This window comes from Burkholderia sp. 567, assembly GCF_040545115.1.
GTDB classification, from domain to species: domain Bacteria; phylum Pseudomonadota; class Gammaproteobacteria; order Burkholderiales; family Burkholderiaceae; genus Burkholderia; species Burkholderia ambifaria.
Genome location: NZ_JBEPLG010000002.1, coordinates 706,451 through 724,246 on the forward strand (window position 1 = coordinate 706,451; position 17,796 = coordinate 724,246).

General features: G+C 69.6%; 18 protein-coding genes. 12 read left to right on the top strand and 6 right to left on the bottom strand.

Going from position 1 to position 17,796, the window contains the following annotated elements; genetic code table 11:
* Window positions 1-19: 19 nt before the first annotated feature.
* Window positions 20-1,573: a sensor histidine kinase gene (locus tag ABIC50_RS08630; protein ID WP_354163127.1), complete on the bottom strand. Its 1,554-nt coding sequence runs from the start codon at window positions 1,571-1,573 to the stop codon at window positions 20-22.
* A 141-nt stretch (window positions 1,574-1,714) separates the two neighbouring features.
* On the opposite strand from ABIC50_RS08630, the gene ABIC50_RS08635 reads away from it, so the two are divergent.
* From ABIC50_RS08635 to ABIC50_RS08655, 5 genes are read left to right on the top strand one after another with little or no spacing between them, the layout of a single operon-like run.
* Window positions 1,715-2,908 (top strand): acyl-CoA dehydrogenase family protein, encoded by a 1,194-nt coding sequence (locus ABIC50_RS08635; protein ID WP_126226582.1) that lies wholly within the window; start codon window positions 1,715-1,717, stop codon window positions 2,906-2,908.
* Window positions 2,909-2,961: 53 nt separating this feature from the next.
* The gene (locus ABIC50_RS08640) at window positions 2,962-3,339 is read left to right on the top strand and encodes a hypothetical protein (RefSeq protein ID WP_354163130.1); all 378 of its coding nucleotides are present in this window, start codon (window positions 2,962-2,964) and stop codon (window positions 3,337-3,339) included.
* Window positions 3,340-3,347: 8 nt separating this feature from the next.
* Entirely contained in the window at window positions 3,348-3,896 is a 549-nt protein-coding gene (locus ABIC50_RS08645) for a nuclear transport factor 2 family protein (protein ID WP_354163133.1), read from the top strand.
* A gap of 32 nt (window positions 3,897-3,928) precedes the next feature.
* Window positions 3,929-5,053 carry an amidase gene (locus ABIC50_RS08650; protein WP_354163136.1) on the top strand — a complete coding sequence of 375 codons (1,125 nt, stop codon included), beginning with the start codon at window positions 3,929-3,931 and terminating at the stop codon, window positions 5,051-5,053.
* Window positions 5,054-5,109: 56 nt separating this feature from the next.
* On the top strand, window positions 5,110-5,853 hold the full coding sequence (locus ABIC50_RS08655) for an SDR family NAD(P)-dependent oxidoreductase (protein WP_354163138.1): 744 nt from the start codon (window positions 5,110-5,112) through the stop codon (window positions 5,851-5,853).
* Window positions 5,854-5,905: 52 nt separating this feature from the next.
* On the opposite strand, the gene ABIC50_RS08660 is transcribed toward ABIC50_RS08655, so the two are convergent.
* Window positions 5,906-6,538 carry a response regulator transcription factor gene (locus ABIC50_RS08660; RefSeq protein ID WP_011660264.1) on the bottom strand — a complete coding sequence of 211 codons (633 nt, stop codon included), beginning with the start codon at window positions 6,536-6,538 and terminating at the stop codon, window positions 5,906-5,908.
* A 333-nt stretch (window positions 6,539-6,871) separates the two neighbouring features.
* Between ABIC50_RS08660 and hpaC the strand changes: the two genes are divergently transcribed.
* Window positions 6,872-7,417: a 4-hydroxyphenylacetate 3-monooxygenase, reductase component gene (gene hpaC, locus ABIC50_RS08665; protein ID WP_354163141.1), complete on the top strand. Its 546-nt coding sequence runs from the start codon at window positions 6,872-6,874 to the stop codon at window positions 7,415-7,417.
* A gap of 18 nt (window positions 7,418-7,435) precedes the next feature.
* On the opposite strand, the gene ABIC50_RS08670 is transcribed toward hpaC, so the two are convergent.
* Together ABIC50_RS08670 and ABIC50_RS08675 are read right to left on the bottom strand one after the other, a co-directional pair.
* Window positions 7,436-8,686: a YbfB/YjiJ family MFS transporter gene (locus ABIC50_RS08670; protein ID WP_354163144.1), complete on the bottom strand. Its 1,251-nt coding sequence runs from the start codon at window positions 8,684-8,686 to the stop codon at window positions 7,436-7,438.
* A gap of 249 nt (window positions 8,687-8,935) precedes the next feature.
* On the bottom strand, window positions 8,936-9,481 hold the full coding sequence (locus ABIC50_RS08675; protein WP_354163146.1) for an RBBP9/YdeN family alpha/beta hydrolase: 546 nt from the start codon (window positions 9,479-9,481) through the stop codon (window positions 8,936-8,938).
* A 118-nt stretch (window positions 9,482-9,599) separates the two neighbouring features.
* Between ABIC50_RS08675 and ABIC50_RS08680 the strand changes: the two genes are divergently transcribed.
* The 3 genes from ABIC50_RS08680 to ABIC50_RS08690 all read left to right on the top strand — a co-directional run bounded on the left by ABIC50_RS08680 (window position 9,600) and on the right by ABIC50_RS08690 (window position 11,549).
* The gene (locus ABIC50_RS08680; protein ID WP_006752128.1) at window positions 9,600-10,055 is read left to right on the top strand and encodes an Lrp/AsnC family transcriptional regulator; all 456 of its coding nucleotides are present in this window, start codon (window positions 9,600-9,602) and stop codon (window positions 10,053-10,055) included.
* A 359-nt stretch (window positions 10,056-10,414) separates the two neighbouring features.
* On the top strand, window positions 10,415-10,537 hold the full coding sequence (locus ABIC50_RS08685; RefSeq protein ID WP_006752127.1) for a hypothetical protein: 123 nt from the start codon (window positions 10,415-10,417) through the stop codon (window positions 10,535-10,537).
* 58 nt (window positions 10,538-10,595) lie between these two features.
* Window positions 10,596-11,549: a CgnE/CgnB domain-containing protein gene (locus tag ABIC50_RS08690; protein WP_354163148.1), complete on the top strand. Its 954-nt coding sequence runs from the start codon at window positions 10,596-10,598 to the stop codon at window positions 11,547-11,549.
* Between the two features lie 8 nt (window positions 11,550-11,557).
* Here ABIC50_RS08690 and ABIC50_RS08695 read toward each other — a convergent pair whose 3' ends face one another.
* Together ABIC50_RS08695 and ABIC50_RS08700 are read right to left on the bottom strand one after the other, a co-directional pair.
* On the bottom strand, window positions 11,558-12,067 hold the full coding sequence (locus ABIC50_RS08695) for a GNAT family N-acetyltransferase (RefSeq protein ID WP_354163150.1): 510 nt from the start codon (window positions 12,065-12,067) through the stop codon (window positions 11,558-11,560).
* A gap of 40 nt (window positions 12,068-12,107) precedes the next feature.
* The gene (locus tag ABIC50_RS08700; RefSeq protein WP_229080746.1) at window positions 12,108-13,166 is read right to left on the bottom strand and encodes an AraC family transcriptional regulator; all 1,059 of its coding nucleotides are present in this window, start codon (window positions 13,164-13,166) and stop codon (window positions 12,108-12,110) included.
* 143 nt (window positions 13,167-13,309) lie between these two features.
* Between ABIC50_RS08700 and ABIC50_RS08705 the strand changes: the two genes are divergently transcribed.
* From ABIC50_RS08705 to ABIC50_RS08715, 3 genes are read left to right on the top strand one after another with little or no spacing between them, the layout of a single operon-like run.
* A complete protein-coding gene (locus ABIC50_RS08705) occupies window positions 13,310-13,459 on the top strand; it encodes a hypothetical protein (protein ID WP_175673660.1) in 150 nt (49 codons plus the stop codon).
* A gap of 26 nt (window positions 13,460-13,485) precedes the next feature.
* On the top strand, window positions 13,486-15,213 hold the full coding sequence (locus ABIC50_RS08710; protein ID WP_354163153.1) for a GMC family oxidoreductase: 1,728 nt from the start codon (window positions 13,486-13,488) through the stop codon (window positions 15,211-15,213).
* Complete coding sequence (locus tag ABIC50_RS08715; protein WP_354163156.1) at window positions 15,200-17,650, top strand: alpha/beta hydrolase fold domain-containing protein; 2,451 nt, start codon at window positions 15,200-15,202, stop codon at window positions 17,648-17,650. The genes ABIC50_RS08710 and ABIC50_RS08715 overlap by 14 nt, the downstream gene beginning before the upstream one ends.
* Window positions 17,651-17,796: the final 146 nt, after the last annotated feature.

Below are 17,796 nucleotides of genomic sequence, written 5' to 3' on the forward strand. Positions count from 1 at the left end.
ACGTGAAGCAACGCGGCGGCTAAGCTTGCGCGTCGGCGAGCGGCAGCGTCACACGGCAGTCGAGCCCGCCGCCTTCCGCCGGGCTCGCGCCGATGCGGCCGCCGTGGCGCGTGACGATGCTCTTGCACAGCGACAGCCCGATCCCGTTGCCGCCGGCCTTCGACGACGAGAAGCCGTCGAACAGCCGGTCGTGCGCCCCTTCGGCGACACCGGGGCCGTTGTCGATCGCGCGCAGTTCCGCGTGACCGTCGACGTTCGCGGTGCCGAGCGTCAGCGTGCGCGGCGTGCGCTCGCAGCCGGCGAACGCCTCGATCGCGTTGAACGCGAGATTGAGCACCACCTGCCCGATCAGCACCCGCTCGCAGCGGATCGGCAGCGGCGCATCGGCCTGCACGATCGCGACCGTCACGCCCGCTTCCTTCGCACGCAGCTCGATGAAATACGCGACGTCGGCGAGGATCTCGCGCAGATCGGCGAGCGCGACAGCCGGCTCGCGCTTCACGATGAACTCGCGCACGCTCTTGATGATCAGCGCCGCATGCTCGGCCTGCCGGTCCGCGCTGCGCAGCCCCCAGATCGCATCGTCGACGGCGCCGCGCGCATTCAGCCGTCGCACCGCGCCCTCGATGAAGTTGCGCACGGCCGCGAGCGGCTGGCTCAGCTCGTGCGCGATCACGCTCGCCATCTCGCCCATCGCGTTGTAGCGCCCCGCGTATTCGAGCATGCGCGCTTCCGCACGCCGTGCGTCCTCGATCGCGACTTCATCGCTCACGTCGCGAAACTGCACGAGCAGCCCGTCGAGATCGCCTTCGATCTCGACCTGCCGGCACAGGATGCGCAGCCAGCACGTCGATCCGTCGCGCCGCACGATCCGGTAACGCTGCGGTTCGGACGGGCACGCCGACGGCGCATCGCGCAGCTGCGCGACGAGCCGGTCGCGGTCGGCCGCGCTGCAGTAGTCGAGCACCTCGCCGAGCGCTTCGTCCGGCGCGAGCCCGAGCACGCGCCGGCCCGACTCGCTGATGAACTGCACGCGGCCCTGTGGCGTCACGACCGCGATCCCTTCGTCGAGATCCTGCATGAACTCGCGCAGCCGCGCCTCGTAGCGGCGCAGTTGCTGGCGCACCGCCTCTTCCGCGCTGATGTCGCGGAACTGCACCATCACGACGTCGCGCCCGCGCAGCGGCACGTAGGTGGCGGTCGCCTCCGACAGCATGTCGACGCCCGTGCGCGACCGGTAGCACCACTCGTACACCTGCGGGCCGTCGACGAGCGCGCGATCCCACGCGCTCACGGCGATCTCGCGGCGGTATTTCGGTTCGGGACGCGTCATGTCCTGCGCCTTCAGCGGCAGCAGCTCCTCGACCGAAAAACCGAGCGCGATGCACGCGGCGCGGTTCGCCCACACGATCGCCCGGGTCTGCGCGTCGTGCAGCAGCACGCAGGTGGTCAATGCGTCGAGCAGCCGGTGGAAGTCGTCTTCGTCGGGAAAACTCATGATCGGATTCGGATGAAGGCGCGCGGCGTCGCGCGGCCGGACGTCCAACATAGCACCGGCGTGCGCGGCCCGCATCTGAAGATTTCTTTAGTCCGGCACGGAGCGACACCAGTCACGCGGCGCTACGCACCAATTGCTGCGGGTTTTCGACGTTTCTAGACTAGGCCCATGCATCGTCTTGCCCCCGCAACCGAACCCCATCCCCAGGAGACCGCCATGCCCAACGCCGCCCTCGCCATCGACGCCGCGTCCCCCTCGCCGCACGCGGTCCGTGAAGCGGCCGCGCGGGTGTCGCCGCTCGACGCCGTGATCGAGACCGTCGCCGCGCGCCGCGACGAATTCGACCGCCTGTCGCACGTGCCGCGCGACGTGATCGCGCTGTTCAAGGAAGCCGGCATCTATCGCGCGGGCACGCCGCGCCGCTTCGGCGGCGACGCGCTCGCGCCGGGCGCGTTCCTCGACATGATCGAGCGGATCGCGACCGCCGACGGGTCGGCCGCGTGGGTCGCGAGCTTCGGCTCGGCCAACGTCTATCTCGCCGCGCTGCCGCTCGCCACGCAGGCCGAGCTGTACGCGAGCGGCCCCGACCAGGTGTTCGCGGGCGGGCTGTTCCCGGTGCAGCCGGCGCAGGCGGCCCCCGGCGGCTGGCGCGTGAACGGCACGTGGAAATTCGCGAGCGGCTGCAAGGGCGCCGACTGGCTCGGCGTCGGCATCGCGGTGCCAGGCGCGCAGGACGCCGCGCCGAACAAGCCGCGCACGGCCGTGTTCCGTGCCGCCGACGTCGAGATCGTCGAGAACTGGAGCGTGGTCGGCATGCAGGGCACCGGCAGCCACGACCTGCGCGTCGACGATCGCTTCGTGCCCGAAGCGTGGACCTTCGTGCGCGGCGGCGAGGCAACCGTCGACGAACCGCTGTACCGCTATCCGACCGTCGCGTATGCGGCGCAGGTGCTCGCCGTGGTCAACCTCGGGCTGGCCCGCGCGGCGCTCGACGTCGCGAACCGGATGTCGGGCGGCCGCCAGACGACCACCGGCGCGCCGCGCCTCGCCGATCGCGCGTATTTCCGCATCGAGCTCGCGAAGGCCGAAGCGCAGTTGCGCTCGGCGCGCGCGTTCTTCTATGACGCGACCGACTCGGTCTGGCAATCGATCCTCGCGGGGAACCCCGTGACGCCCGAGCAGGTCAGCCTGTTGAGGCTCGCCGCCACGCACATCGCCCGCGAAGGCGCGAGCGTCGTCGAGCGCGCATATCGCCTCGGCGGCACGGCCGCGATCTATCGCACGCATCCGCTGCAGCGCCTGCTGCGCGACGCGATGGTCGTCACGCAGCACGCGTTTCTCGGCGAAGGCAACTTCGACGGCGCGGGCGCGGTGTTCACCGGCGTGACGCCGTTTCCCGGCTATCTGTAATTCGCGTCGCTTCGCCGTGACGCCGCTCAATACATTCTTCAGGAGAACCTGTCATGTCCCAATCGAATCCGCTGCCGCTGCGCGTGCTGTTCTGCTGCGGTGTGTCGCAAAACTTCTTCGACCTGCCGCGCGAGAAGATCGGCGAAGTGTGGCAAGCGTACGGCGCGATGCTCGCCGCCGTCGAGGCGATGCCCGGCGTGCGCGTGCTCGGCGTGATGGATGACGACCGCCTCGTCGTCGGCCAGGCCGACGGCGCGCCGTGGACGTTCTACATCATGGCCGACGTCGCCGACTTCGACACGACGGTCGCGGTCTGCAACCTGTATCGCACGACGCCCGTCGGCGAATACAACCTGTGGCGCTACGGCAAGATCGAGGCGCGGGTCGGCCGCGCGCTGACCGTGCCGCCGGCCGCGCGCCCCGCGTCGTGAGGCGCGCGATGACCGGCTCCGATTCGGCCCGCTCGATCGATGCACGCGAAGTGCTCGAAGTGCTTGAAGGACTTGAACGGCGCGTGGCGACGCTCGACGCCGAACGCGCGGTGCGTGCGACGATCACGCGCTACATGGCGCTGTGCGACGTGCCCGAGGATGCCGGCGACGGCCCGGCGCTCGCCGCGCTGTTCACGGCCGATGCGGTGTGGGAAGGCATCGGCCCGCAGTACGCGCGCAAGTTCGGCCGCCTCGAAGGCACGGACGCGATCGTCGCGATGCTGCGCCGCTATCTGCCGCCCGAGCCGCATTTCGCGGCGAACCTGCACTTCCTGACGTCGGAGTCGATCGACGTCGGCGCCGATCTCGCGACCGCGCGCGGCCGCTGGATCATGCTGCAGGCGTCGCGCCACGTGGACGGCACGGCCGAGCTGATCGCCGCGCGGCTGACCGTCGATTTCGCGCCGGCCGAGGGCGGCGCGTGGCTGATCCGCCATTTCCGCACCGAGCGCGTGCTCGACGGCCCGTGGCCGCTCGCCGCCGCGTCGCGGCCTTGAACCTCTTCACTCCGCTCGCACGCCATCGCACCATGACAGGCTTCATCGACACCTTCACGCTGGGCGGTCCGGGCCCGACGATCGCGATCAAGGACACGATCGACATCGCCGGCCATCCGACCCGCGCGGCCAGCCGCGCGCTCGCCGATGCGCCGCCCGCCGCGCGGCACGCGGACGTGGTCCGCCTGCTGCTCGACGCCGGCTGGCAGATCGCCGGCAAGGCGAACATGCACGAGCTCGCGTTCGGCATGACCGGCATCAACGACTTCACCGGCACGCCGATCAATCCGCAGGATCCGACGCGCATTCCGGGCGGCTCGTCGAGCGGCTCGGCGTCGCTCGTCGGGCTCGGCGTCGTCGACGCCGCACTCGGCACCGACACCGGCGGCTCGATTCGCGGGCCGGCCGCCTGCTGCGGCGTGGCTGGGCTCAAGCCGACGTTCGGCCGTGTGTCGCGGCGCGGCGTCGCGCCCGCCGACACCACGCTCGATTGCGTCGGGCCGTTCGCGCGCGACGTCGATACGCTCGCGGCCGTGATGGCCGCCATCGCACCGGGCTTCGACCGCGCGCGTGCGGCAGCGCCCGTTGCCGGCTGCACGATCGCGCACGTGATCGTCGATGCCGACGCGGCCATCGTCGCCGCGCTCGACACGGCGCTGCGCGCGTCGGGCCTGCGCGTACGCGAAGCCGTGCTCGACGAGCTGCCGGCCGCGTTCGCGGCGGGGCTCGCCGTCATCAACGCGGAAACGTCGCGCGCATTCGGTCATCTCGTCGCGACCGGCAAGCTCGGCGCCGATCTCGATGCGCGGCTGCGCACGGCCGCGACGACGACACCGGCCGCACTCGACGAAGCCGAAGCCGTGCGCGCGCGCTTCACCGCGCAGGTCGATGCCGCGCTCGAACATGCGGACGTGCTGGTGCTGCCGACGCTGCCCGCGTTGCCGATCACGCTTCAGCAGGCACGCGACGGCGTGTCGGTGATTGCGATGTCGTCGCTGATCCGGCCGTTCAATTTGAGCGGTCACCCGGCGCTCAGCCTGCCGCTGCCGCTCACGGGAACGCGGCTGAAGGCCGGCTTGCAGATCGTCGGACGCAAGGGCGCGGACGAACACATGTGCGCCGTCGCCGCGCACTTCGAGGCGGCGCTCGCCGTATGAACCACGATGCGGGCGCCGCTTCGGCCATGCGCCCGCGAACCAGGGAATCACGCACCATGTCAGACCGAGTCGTCCTCGTCACCGGCGCCGCACGCGGGCTCGGCGCCGTCATCGCCGAACGCTTTCATGCGGCCGGCTATCGCGTCGCGCTGGCCGACATCGCCGCCGACGCCATTCAAGCGCATGCGCGCGACCTCGACCCGAGCGGCGAACGCGCGATCGCGCTGCCGCTCGACGTCACGTCGAAGCGCGACTTCGAAGCCGCGCGTGATGCGCTGGTCGCGCGCTGGGGCACGATCGACGTGCTCGTCAACAATGCCGGCGCGTCGAAGGTCGTGCCCGCGATGGAGATCACGGCCGATCAGTTCGACCAGGTGATCGACGTGAACCTGCGCAGCGTGCTGTTCGGTTGCCAGGTGTTCGGCCAGTACTTCGCGACGCGCGGCGCGGGCCGCATCGTCAACATCGCGTCGCTCGCCGGGCAGAACGGCGGCTCGGCGACGGGCGCACACTACGCGGCCGCGAAGGGCGGCACGCTGACGCTGACCAAGGTATTCGCGCGCGATCTCGCCGCGCACGGCGTGACCGTCAACGCGATCTCGCCGGGCCCGCTCGACTTGCCGATCGTCTACGAAAGCGTCGCGCCGGAGAAGCTGCGGCAGGTGCTCGCGAGCCTGCCGGGCGGCAAGCTCGGCTCGGCCGGTTTCGTCGCGGATGCGGCGGTGCTGCTCGCGTCGGGCGACGCGCATTTCGCGAACGGCGCGTGCTGGGACATCAACGGCGGGTTGTACATGCGTTGAGCATCGAGCGTGGCGCGCTTCGGCGCGCATTCGCGCAGCTAGCTGCCAGCAGCTAGCGCGGCGTTTCGTTGTCGCCGCCCCACACGACCATCACGTCGCGCACGAGCGCGGCGATCGACGTCGCGCCGAGCTTCTCCTTGATGCTCGCGCGATGCACGTCGACGGTCTTCACGCTGATCGACAGGTCCGACGCGATCTGCTTGCTGCCCTTGCCGTCGACGACGCCGCGCAGGACTTCCTTCTCGCGCGCGGTCAGCGCATCGAGCCGCTGGCGCAGCTCGCGATGATGCCGGTCGACCGCGTGCCGCTGTTGCGCGAGCCGCAGCGCGCGTTGCACGCGCTCGAGCATCTGCTGCGAGTTGTACGGCTTCTCGACGAAGTCGATCGCGCCGTTCTGCAGCGCGCGCACCGACATCGGAATGTCGCCGTGCCCGCTCACGAAGATCACCGGCAGCGTCGCGCCGCGCGCATTCAGCTCCGCCTGCACGTCGAAACCGCTTTTCTCCGGCATCCTCACGTCGAGCACCAGGCACGCGGGCAGGTTCACGTCGAAGCGCGCGAGAAAGTCGGCGGCATTCGCGAATCCTTCGGACGCGATGCCAACCGATTCGAGCAACCACGCGAGCGACGTCCGCATGCCGCTGTCGTCGTCGACGATGTATACGATCGGAGCGGGTGACGTCATCGGGGTGTCTCGCAAAATATCGGTATCGGTATCGCACGCGCCGCATGTCACGCAAGCGTCGTTCGTCGGGGGTATGCGGCACATCATAACGAGCCGAAAATGCGCTGAATACCCCTTCACGTGCCGCGCGAACGCCCGATCGCAGTTTTTTTCGCGCGCCGCGCCGCGCATCTAGGTAGAACCTTTAGACGCGTTGGCGGGAACGCCAGCTTCGGCATCAATCGTGCGAATGTTCGCCGGCTTTTTCGTGACGTACGCTTGGATCATCGTCGACGATCCGATGCCGTATCGATACCATGCACGATCGCCGCACTCATCCAATCAGGAGCGCCCATGTCCGCCACGACCGACACCCCGCAACCGGCGCGCGCCGAACCGACCGACGCGCAAAAGGCCTTCCGGCAAGCGATGGCCCACCTCGGCGCGGCCGTCAACGTGATCACCACCGCCGGGCCGCACGGCCGTTGCGGGATCACGGCGAGCGCCGTCTGTTCCGTCACCGATGCGCCGCCGACGCTGCTCGTGTGCCTGAACCGGTCGAGCGCGATGCACGCGATCTTCGAGCGCAATCGGCACGTGTGCATCAACGTGCTGCCGGCCGAGCACGAACTGCTCGCGCGGCATTTCGCGGGGCTCACCGAGCTGCCGATGGAGCGCCGCTTCCAATTGCCGGTGTGGGATCGCGGCGAGCAGGACGTGCCCGTGCTGCGCGACGCGCTCGCGAGCCTGCAGGGGACGATCGCCGAGATGAAGGAAGTCGGCTCGCATTCGGTGATGTTCATCGAGGCGACGTCGATCCGCGTGCGCCACGACGGCGACAGCCTCATCTACTTCAGTCGCGCGTTTCATCGCGTGGCGCGCACGGCCTGCGTGCGGTGACCTGCCGCTGATGACCAGCTAGGCGGACGCCCGCAGCGCGCGCTGCCCGGCCGCGAGCGCCGCACCCGCGAACAGCGTCAGCGCCGAATACACGAGCCCGCGCGCGAGCCCCGCGCTGTCCGACACCCAGCCGATCGCGACGGGGCCGGCGATCTGCCCGAACGCGAACACCGTCGTGAACGCGCTGATGCCTTTCGCCCAGCCTTCCGGCGGCAGGTTGTGGCGCACGAACGCGGTGGTCGCCGCGACCGCCGACAGGAACGTCGCGCCGAACAGCACGCCCGACGCGAACGCGGCCGCCGGATGCACGAACAGCGCCGGCATCAGCGTCGCGACGCCGAGCAGCGCGTTGAGCACGGCCAGCGCCTGGCCGCCGCGCATCCGGTCGAGCAGCCCCGACCACAGCCGCGCCGACACGACGGTCGCGACGCCGAGCGTCACGTAGAACGCGGACACGACCGTCCCGCTCATCCCCGCGCCGCGCAGCAGCGCGACGATGAACGTCATGTAGCCGATATAGCCGACGCCGAACAGTGCGTAGCCCGCGAGCGCGAGTGCGAAGCGCGCGGGATGCGCGGTGGCGGCCAGCGCGACGCCGTCGCGCGGCGCGGCCGGTGCCGCGTGCGCGCGCTCGATGCGGCGTGCCGCCGACACGGCTACGGCGGAGAACAGCACGCACGCGAACGCGAGCGCGAACCACGCGGGTTGCCAGCCATGCGCGCGAGGCATGAGCGTCGCCGGCACGAGCAGCGACGACGCGACGACGCCCCACCCCGTGCCGCCGTAATAGAGCCCGAGCAGGAGCCCCGCATCGCGCGGCGCCGCGGACGCGAGCCGCGCGGCCAGCACGCCGCCGCTGATGAAGATCAGCGCGCTGCCGACGCCCGTCGCGAGCCGCTCGACGAGCAGCGCGTTCATGTCGGACGTGAGCCCGCATGCGGCCATCAGCAGCGCGGTCAGCGCGCAGCCGGCCGCCAGCAGCGTGCCCGTGCGCCAGCGCGGCGACAGGAACGGGAAAATGAGCGCGCCGATCAGGTAGCCGGCCGCGTTCGCGGTGTTCAGCGCGCCGGCCTGCGCGAAGGTCCAGCCGAGATCGGCCTTCATCGGCGGCAACAGCAGTGCATACGAGAAGCGTGCGAGGCCGAGCGCGATCGCGCTGCCGAGCGACAGGCAGATCGCGAGCCGCCATGCGGCCATGCGGTCGGGTTCGGTGGCGCTCGCGTCCGGCCGTGCTCGGCCGGCGTGCTCCGGTTGCGGTGCTGCGCGCATCGCGGTGTCTCCATCGTGGTTTTTCGAGGCCGATCCGGGCCAATGCCCGGGACCTGGGTTCCGCAACGCCGACGCGGCTTTGACTGCCGTGGGCCGCCGGCCGTGACGTCGTCGCTGCGGATTCCGTGTCGTGGCGGCCGCCGGTTCCGACTGCCGGACCCCGTGCGCCGCTCGACCGATGATACTTGACCGGCTGCGAGCGCTGCCTGCGCCGCCTGCAAACCGCGGTGCGCTGACGCCCGGCATGCACTACGCACCCAGTCCGGCAGTAAAGGCGGTGAACAGCGCGCGCCCCTCGTCCCACTGCGCCAATCCGGAAGCCGCGTTCAAGTGGCCACGTGCGCCGACCACGAGCGGTGTCGCACCGCGTGCCGCCGCCCATCCGATTGCTCGCCCGTGCGGGTCGTACGGATCGTCCGAACTGGCGATCGCCACCACCGGCCAATCGCCGAAATCCCCGTCCGGCACACGCGCGAACGCCTGCGCGGCGGCCGGAAAACGCGGGCCGTCCGGATCGGGTACCGCCACGAGAAAGGCGCCGTGCACCGGGCGCGCGGCGGCCGCACGCCAATGCGCGAACAACAGGCAGCCGAGGGAATGGCACACGACGATCGGCGGGGTCCGCGCAGCCGCGACCGCCGCATCGAGCGCCGCGATCCAGTCGCTCAAGTCCGGCGTGTCCCACGACGCCGGCGCGATGCGCGTCGCGCCGGGAAGCGCCGTCTCCCAGTATGTCTGCCAGTGATCCGCTCCCGAGTTGCCGATTCCCGGCACGATGACGATGCTTCGATCCATTCCCGTCTCTCCTTGAACATGAGGGTCCCAGTCTGGTCCGGACGACTTCCGCGTGGAATGGCAAGTCATCGGATATTGAGACAGAATCCCGATGAATTAACGGAACAGGACTGCCGACATGCCCGATGGAGAACTGGATCGCCTGGACATTTCGATCATCGAAGCGTTGCAGGAGAATGCGCGGATGCCATTGTCCGAAATCGGCCGACGCATTGGCCTGTCGCAACCGGCAACGTCAGAACGCGTCAAGCGCCTCGAGGAGCGCGGCATCATCGCCGGCTACACCGCACGGATCGATCCGGCGGCGCTCGGGTTGGGAATGATGGCCATCATCCGGCTGAGAACGACGCACGAACACATCAAGCCCGCGTTGAATGCGTTTGCCGAGATGCCGCACGTGATCGAGATTCACCGGATGACCGGCGAGGATTGCTTCCTGCTGAAAGTGCTCGTGCCGACGCCCGGCCAGCTCGAGACCATCATCGACGCGATTGCCCGCTTCGGCGCGGTCACGACTTCTCTGGTGCTCCGCTCCGAGCCCGTCAAGCCGCTCGGCAAGGCTCTGCTGGGATGAAACCGGTAACGGTCCGGCGATGCATGCGTCGCTCGCGAATGATAAAAAACGAAACGATCGGCGCAATTGGACTCCGGATTTAAAAAATCACGCTAATCGATTTATCGATCATGCCCTGATATTCAATAAAAAATCGCGGCCGTCGAAATTCGATTCATTCGCGTCGATCGCACGAAGTTCAGCGAACACGCTTGTTTAGCACGCTTTGGCTAAAAACATTGCAATGCATTGCATTCGGTAAATCGTCAGACTAATATCGACGCCACTCGCCCGGTATTCAAAAAATTCCGGATGAGGGCGGTAATCCCTTTACCGCGCTTTCATGTTGAATCACTCATGTTCACCACAGGAGAATTGACATGCAGGAAACCCGGCAAATCGAATTGCTTGACTGGATGCAGGAAGACACGCACCCCGAAGCCGTCGACATGATGGTGGAGGATGCCGTGGTGCCGTTCGGCACCGCGCTCTGGCCGGTCTGAGCGGCCAGCCCGTTCTCGCGGAAGGGCTGCGGCCCTTCCGCCGCTTCCGGAGACACGCATGCTCAACCTGCATCGCGCGCTGGGTTTTCACCCCGCGCTGCGCGACAAACTCGCACGCGGCGAGACGGGACAACTGCTGGTCGGCTACGACACCCGCAACCGCGACACCGCATTGCGCGCGTTTTCCGCCCTGCCCGACTCGCTCGACGCAACGACCCTCTGCCTCGAAAGCACCCCGCCCGCCGAGATCACCGCCGCGCTCACGCACGCCGACCTGTTCGTGCTGCTGTACGACTCGTCGTGCCTGCCGACGCCGTCGCCGAGCGGCCCGCCGTTCCTGGCCGCGATCCGTCCCGCGATCGTCGAGCACTGGAGCAAGTCGGTGCTGTTCAAGGATTACGGCCCGCATCTCGACGAGGCGTTCGCCGAATCGCTCGACGACATCGCCGCGCGCAACGGCCGGCTGATCGACGCGGCCGCGCGCGCGTCAGAGATCCGCTTCATCGACGAAGCCGGCAACACGCTGACCGGCTCGCTCGCGCCGGACCAGAAATGGACGAGCGTGGACGGGATGGGCAATCTCGACGTCGTGCCCGGCGAAATCGCAACGCACGTCACCGATCTGCACGGCTCGATCGTGTTCAGCGGCACGTTTCTCGGCACCGTGCCGTTCGCGATCAAGTACCGTGTGGCGGAGCGGCTCGCGACGCTGCATGTCGAAGACAGCCTGATCGTCGATTTCGACAGCGACGACGCGGGCTTCCGGCGCGACTTCGCATCGTATCTCGACCGGCACGACAATCACCGGCGCATCGAGGAATTCGGCATCGGCACGAACCTGGGCATCCGCGGGCTGTACGGCCGCAACGCCGGCTTCGAGGAACGCCATCCGGGCCTGCATCTCGGCCTCGGCGGCGGCGCGAACGGCAGCCACCACCTCGACCTGATCTTCGCGCGCGGCACGCTCGCGTTCGACGGGCAGGTCGTGTTCGACGGCGCGTTCGCCGTCTGAGCGTGGAATCAGGCTTCGGCGGCCGCCGCGTCGCCGAGCCATTTGAACATCACGAGGCAATCGACGAAGCCGAGCCGTGCATGACGATACGCGCGCGGCAAGCGGCCGACGATCTCGAAGCCGAGCTTCTGCCACAACGCGACCGCCGCTGCGTTCGTCGCGACCACCGAGTTGAACTGCATCGCGAGGAAGCCGCGTTCGCGGGCCACCTGCTGCGAGTGCTCGCACATCAGGCGCGCGACGCCCTTGCCGCGCGCCGCCTCGGCGACCATATAGCCGCAGTTGCACACGTGATTGCCGGGGCCGGCCGCATTCGCCTTCAGGTAGTACGAGCCGAGCAGCACGCCGTCCTCCTCGGCGACCCACGTGCACAGCGGCGCATCGAGCCACAGCGCGCGGGCGGCTTCGCGCGTCGGCGCCGGATCGAATGCGTAGGTCTCCTGCGCGGCGACGATCGCGTGGTAGGTGGGCCAGAAGCGGGGGAAGTCGTCTTCGGTCATCGGGCGAAGCGTGATCATGCGGGTTCTCTCGCGAAAGGGTTGGGGGAGGCGCGCGGCGCTACGCCGCGTCGGTGCGGGCGCCGTCGCGCAGCAGGCCGCTGCGGTAGGTGCCCGGCGGCACACCATACCAGCGCTTGAACGCCTGCGAGAAGCTCGACAGGTCGCTGAAGCCGAGCCGCTCGGCGACCTCCGTCAGCGACAGGTGCGCATCGCCGAGCAGCGTCTCGGCCATCGCGCCGCGCGCCTGCGCGAGCAGCGTGCGAAACGTCGTGCCTTCCTCCTGCAGCCGGCGCTTCAGCGTGCGCGGGCTCGTGTTCATCAGCCGCGCGATGTCGTCGAGCGAGAACGGCACGTTGCCGGGCGTCGCCGTCAGGTATTGCCGCACCATCTCCGACGTGCCGACCCGCGCGCGCCGCGCCTCGACCAGCTGCACGCACATCTGCTCGCACATCGAGACCGTCAGCGGATTCGCATGCGGCAGCGGCCGGTCGAGAAACCCGCGGTCGAACGCGACGCTGTTCGCGCGAGCGCCGAACGCGGGTTCGACACCGGCGATGCGCGGTGCGGGCGCGCGCGTGGACGCGGCTGCGCTCGCCGCGCTCGCGGCCTGCATCGTGAAGCGCGACAACGCGAAATCGTCGCCGCCGATTTCCTGCAGCAGCACGACGGCGGCCGTCATGTCGCGTTCGACGAAGAACCGGCTCAGGTCGGCATCGAGCTCCGGCGCGCCGAAATTGAGCACGCACGTGTGCGCTTCCTCGCGGTACGTGATCACCGTGAACGCATACGTGAGCGGCAGGAAGCGCATCGCGAGTGCCAGCGCGTCGCGCGCGGTCGCGCTCGCGATCAGCCCGTAGCCCCACACGCCGTATGCGGAGAAGTGATAGCGCTGCCCGACCTCGAACCCGAGGCCCGGCGCACGGCCGAGCGCGCGCAGCAGATTGCCGGTCAGCCGCAGTTCCTGCGCGGCCGTCACCTCGACGTTCGGATCGTCGAGCTGCGCGTCCGCGAGGCCCGTGCCGGCCAGCAGCTTCGTGCGCGACACGCCGCGCTCGTCGCCGAAATCGACCAGCAGCCGGGCACTGGCCGGACTCCGGGTGAAGTCCCAGAAGCTCATGCGGAGAAACCCTCGAAGCGCCGATTTGGCCCAAATACTAAAACAATTGTCCCGAAGCAGCATTGGTGTTTTCCCATGCGGCCCGCACCATCGGCGTCATCAGTCGTCGCCTGAACGACACCCACGCCCCCGGAGGAGACACCATGCGACCGAGTCGCCCGCCCGATCTCGCGGCCCGCTTCGAACGCCAGCGCGAAGCATTCGCCCGCGACCCCGCCCCCCCGCTCGCGATCCGCCTGTCGCGGCTCGATCGCCTGCGCGCGCTGCTGCGGTTGCTGCCGCGCATCGCATGATCCATCGACCATCGGGAGACGATTCCTTGAGCAAGACTTTCGACTACATCGTCGTCGGCGGCGGTTCGGGCGGATGCGTCGTCGCAGGGCGACTGACCGAGGACCCGGCCGTGACCGTCTGCGTCCTGGAGGCCGGCGGCCGCGGCGACACCGCGGTCGTCAACGTGCCGACCGGCTCGGTCGCGATGCTGCCGACCCGCGTGAACAACTGGGCGTTCGACACCGTGCCGCAGCCCGGACTCGGCGGGCGCATCGGCTATCAGCCTCGCGGCAAGGCGCTCGGCGGTTCGTCCGCGATCAACGCGATGGTCTACATTCGCGGCCATCGCGTCGATTACGACGGCTGGGCCGCACTCGGCAACGAAGGCTGGTCCTACGACGACGTGCTGCCGTACTTCCGCCTGAGCGAGCACAACGAGCGCTTCGACGACGCCTTTCATGGCCGCGATGGCCCGCTGTGGGTCAGCGACCTGCGCACCGGCAACCCGTTCCATGCGCGCTATCTGGAAGCGGCGCGGCAGGCCGGGCTGCCGCTCACCGACGACTTCAACGGCGCGCAGCAGGAAGGGGTCGGCATCTATCAGGTCACGCAGAAGCACGGCGAGCGGTGGAGCGCGGCGCGCGCGTATTTGCTGCCGCACGTCGGCCGGCGCGACAACCTGACGGTCGAGACGCACACGCAGGTGTTGCGCATCCTGTTCGACGGCACGCGTGCGACGGGTGTCGAGGTGCGGCAACACGGCGAAGTGCGCACGCTGCGCGCCCGGCGCGAAGTCGTGCTCGCGGCCGGCGCGCTGCAGACGCCCCAGCTGCTGATGCTGTCGGGTGTCGGTCCGGCCGGCGAACTGCAGCGGCTCGGCATTCCGGTGCGCGCCGACCTGCCCGGCGTCGGCCGCAACCTGCAGGATCATCCGGACTTCATCCTCGGCTACCGCACACGCAGCGTCGACACGATGGGCGTGTCCGTGCGCGGCGGCCTGCGCATGCTGCGCGAGTTCGCGCGCTTTCGCCGCGAACGGCGCGGGATGCTGACGTCGAATTTCGCGGAAGGCGGCGGCTTCCTGAAAACGCGGGCCGGTCTCGATGCGCCCGACATCCAGCTGCACTTCGTCGTCGCGCTCGTCGACGATCACGCACGCCGGCTGCACGTCGGCCACGGGCTGTCGTGCCACGTGTGCCTGCTGCGACCGCGCAGCCGCGGCTCGGTCACGCTGCATGGCACCGATCCGCTCGCCGCGCCGCGCATCGACCCCGCGTTCTTCGACGACCCGCGCGACCTCGACGACATGGTCGCCGGCTTCCGGCTCACGCGCCGGCTGATGGCGGCACCCGCGCTTGCCGAATGGATCACGCACGACCTGTTCACCGCGAACGTCACGACCGACGACGAGATCCGCGACGTGCTTCGCCGGCGCACCGACACCGTGTATCACCCGGTCGGCACCTGCCGGATGGGACGCGACGCGCTCGCGGTCGTCGGTCCGCAATTGCGCGTGCACGGCCTGCAGGCGCTGCGCATCGTCGATGCGTCGATCATGCCGACGCTGATCGGCGGCAACACCAACGCACCGACGATCATGATCGCCGAGAAGGCCGTCGACCTGATCCGCGGCGTGCGGCGCGTGCCGGCCTGCTCGTCGGCCGACACGGAGCGCGAACCGGCCGCCGCGCCGGCGCACCGCGACCCCGTTTATGCAGCGTGCGCGTCGCACGATGCGATCCAGCCCGAGGAGAACCGCCATGTCGTCGCCTGAAACGTCACGTCCCGCCGAATCGGCCGCGCCGCTGTCGGTAATCATCATCGGCGCCGGCTTCGCCGGCATCGGCATGGCCGTCGCGCTGCAACGCGCGGGCATTCACGACTTCGTGATCGTCGAACGCTCGCACGACGTCGGCGGCGTGTGGCGCGACAACCGCTACCCGGGCGCCGCGTGCGACGTGCCCTCGCATCTGTACTCGTTCTCGTTCGAACCCAATCCGGACTGGTCGCGCGTATTCGCGCCGCAACCGGAAATCCATGCGTACCTGCAGCACTGCGCGCGCAAGTACGGTCTTGCACGCCATCTGCGTTTCGGCGCCGAGGTCGAGCGCGCGCAGCATGACGAGGCCCGTGCGCTGTGGCACGTCACGCTCGCCGACGGCACGACGCTCAGCGCCGCCGTGCTCGTCAGCGGCACCGGCCAGTTGAGCCGCCCCGCGATGCCCGATCTGCCCGGCATCGACACGTTCCGCGGCCGTGCCTTCCACTCCGCGCACTGGGATCGCGACTATCCGCTCGCCGGCAAGCGCGTGGCGGTGGTCGGCACCGGCGCATCGGCGATCCAGTTCGTGCCCGCGATCGCCGCCGACGTCGAGCGCCTCGTCGTGTTCCAGCGTTCGCCGGCCTACGTGATGCCGCGTCCGGATCGCGCGTATCGCGCGTGGGAGCAAGCGCTGTTTCGCCGGCTGCCGTGGGCGATGAAGCTGCATCGCGCGTCGATCTACGTGCGCTATGAGTCGCGTGCGATCGCGTTCACGCGGCTGCACGGGCTGATGGATGTCGCGATCGGCCGGCCGTTCCGCAAGCTGCTCGCGCGCGACGTGCGCGACCCGGCGCTGCGCGCGCGGCTCACGCCCGACTATCCAATCGGCTGCAAGCGGATCCTGCTGTCGAGCGACTATCTCGCCGCGCTCGACCGCGACAACGTCGAGCTCGTCACGCAGCGCATCCGGCGCGTGACCGAGACCGGCATCGAAACCGACGACGGCGTGCACCATCCGGTCGACGCGATCGTCTACGGCACCGGTTTCGCGGCGACCGCGTTCCTGTCGCCGATGCGCATCACCGGCCGCGACGGGCTCGACCTGAACGACGCATGGCGGCGTGGCGCGCAGGCGTATCTCGGGCTCACGGTGCCGGGCTTCCCGAACTTCTTCATGCTGTACGGCCCGAACACCAACCTCGGCCACAACTCGATCGTCTACATGCTCGAGAGCCAGATCGCGCACGTGATGCGCTGCGTGCGCGCGATGCGGCGCAACGGCGCGACGGCGATCGACGTCGACCCGCGCCGCTACCGGCGCTTCAACGCGCACGTGCAGCAGCGGCTCGCGGGTTCGGTGTGGAGCGGCTGCAAGAGCTGGTACGTCGATGCATCGGGCCACAACAGCACGAACTGGCCCGGCTTCACGCTGACCTATCGATGGATCACGCGCTTCACGGGGCTGTCCGCGTATCGCTTCACGCAGCCGCTGCCGGGCACGGCCACGCCGACGCACGGCGCCGTCGTCGCGCCGCCCGCCGGTCGCGTGGAAGCGCTCGCCGCCGCCTCGCTGCGCGGCTTTCTGCGCGTCGCGTTCCGGCCGCTGATCGGGCCGCCGTTCGGCGCGCGCATGCAGCGCCGCGTCGTCGCGTTGCTGTCGCCGCTGATGCCGGGCACGGGCGGCACGCTGCGTTACCGGACGTCGGCCGCCGGCGTGCCGGTCGAAATGATCGCGCCGAAGCGCGGCGACGCGGGCGGCGCGATCCTCTACCTGCACGGCGGCGCGTTCTGCCTCGGCGGCCCGCACACGCATCGCGGCGTGACGACGCGGCTCGCGACCGAAGCCGGCCTGCCGGTGTGGGTGCCCGACTACCGGCTCGCGCCCGAGCATCCGAGCCCGGCGGCACTCGACGACGCGCTGGCCGCATACGATGCGTTGCGCGCGCTCGGCCACGCGCCGCACCGGATCGCGATTGCCGGCGATTCGGCCGGCGGCGCGCTCGCGCTGGCGCTCGCCATCGCGCTGCGCGAGCGTGGCGAACCGGCTGCCGCCGCGCTGCTGCTGATCTCGCCCGTGACCGACCCGGCGCTGGGCGGCGACACGCTCGCGTCGCGCCGCCAAGACGATCCGATGATTCGTCGCGGCTGGCTCGAACAGGGGTTGCGCTGGTATCACGGTACCGGTTCGGTGGCGCCGCGCGGCCCGCTCGACACCGACTTGCGCGGCCTGCCGCCGATCCTGGTGCAGGCCGGCGACCAGGAAGTGTTGCTGTCGGATGCGCAGCGACTGGCGGCGCATGCGCTCGCGTGCGGCGTGCCGTGCCGGCTGGAGATTCACGCCGCGCGCTGGCATGTGTTTCATCTGCAGGCGTTCTATCTGCGCTCGGCGCGGGACGCGTTGCGGACGCTGGCGGGGTTTGCCGCGCAGCGGGTGACGGCGACCGCGTAGTGAGGCCGGTGATGCCGGTGATCGAGGCGGCGGGGCGCGGGTTCGGCGCAATGCCGTGTCCGCGCGTCGTTCGATGCAACGGAACGCGAACGATAGCGAGCACGCCGACGTGATCGTGACGATGAGCGACAAGCACACGGAGAAGG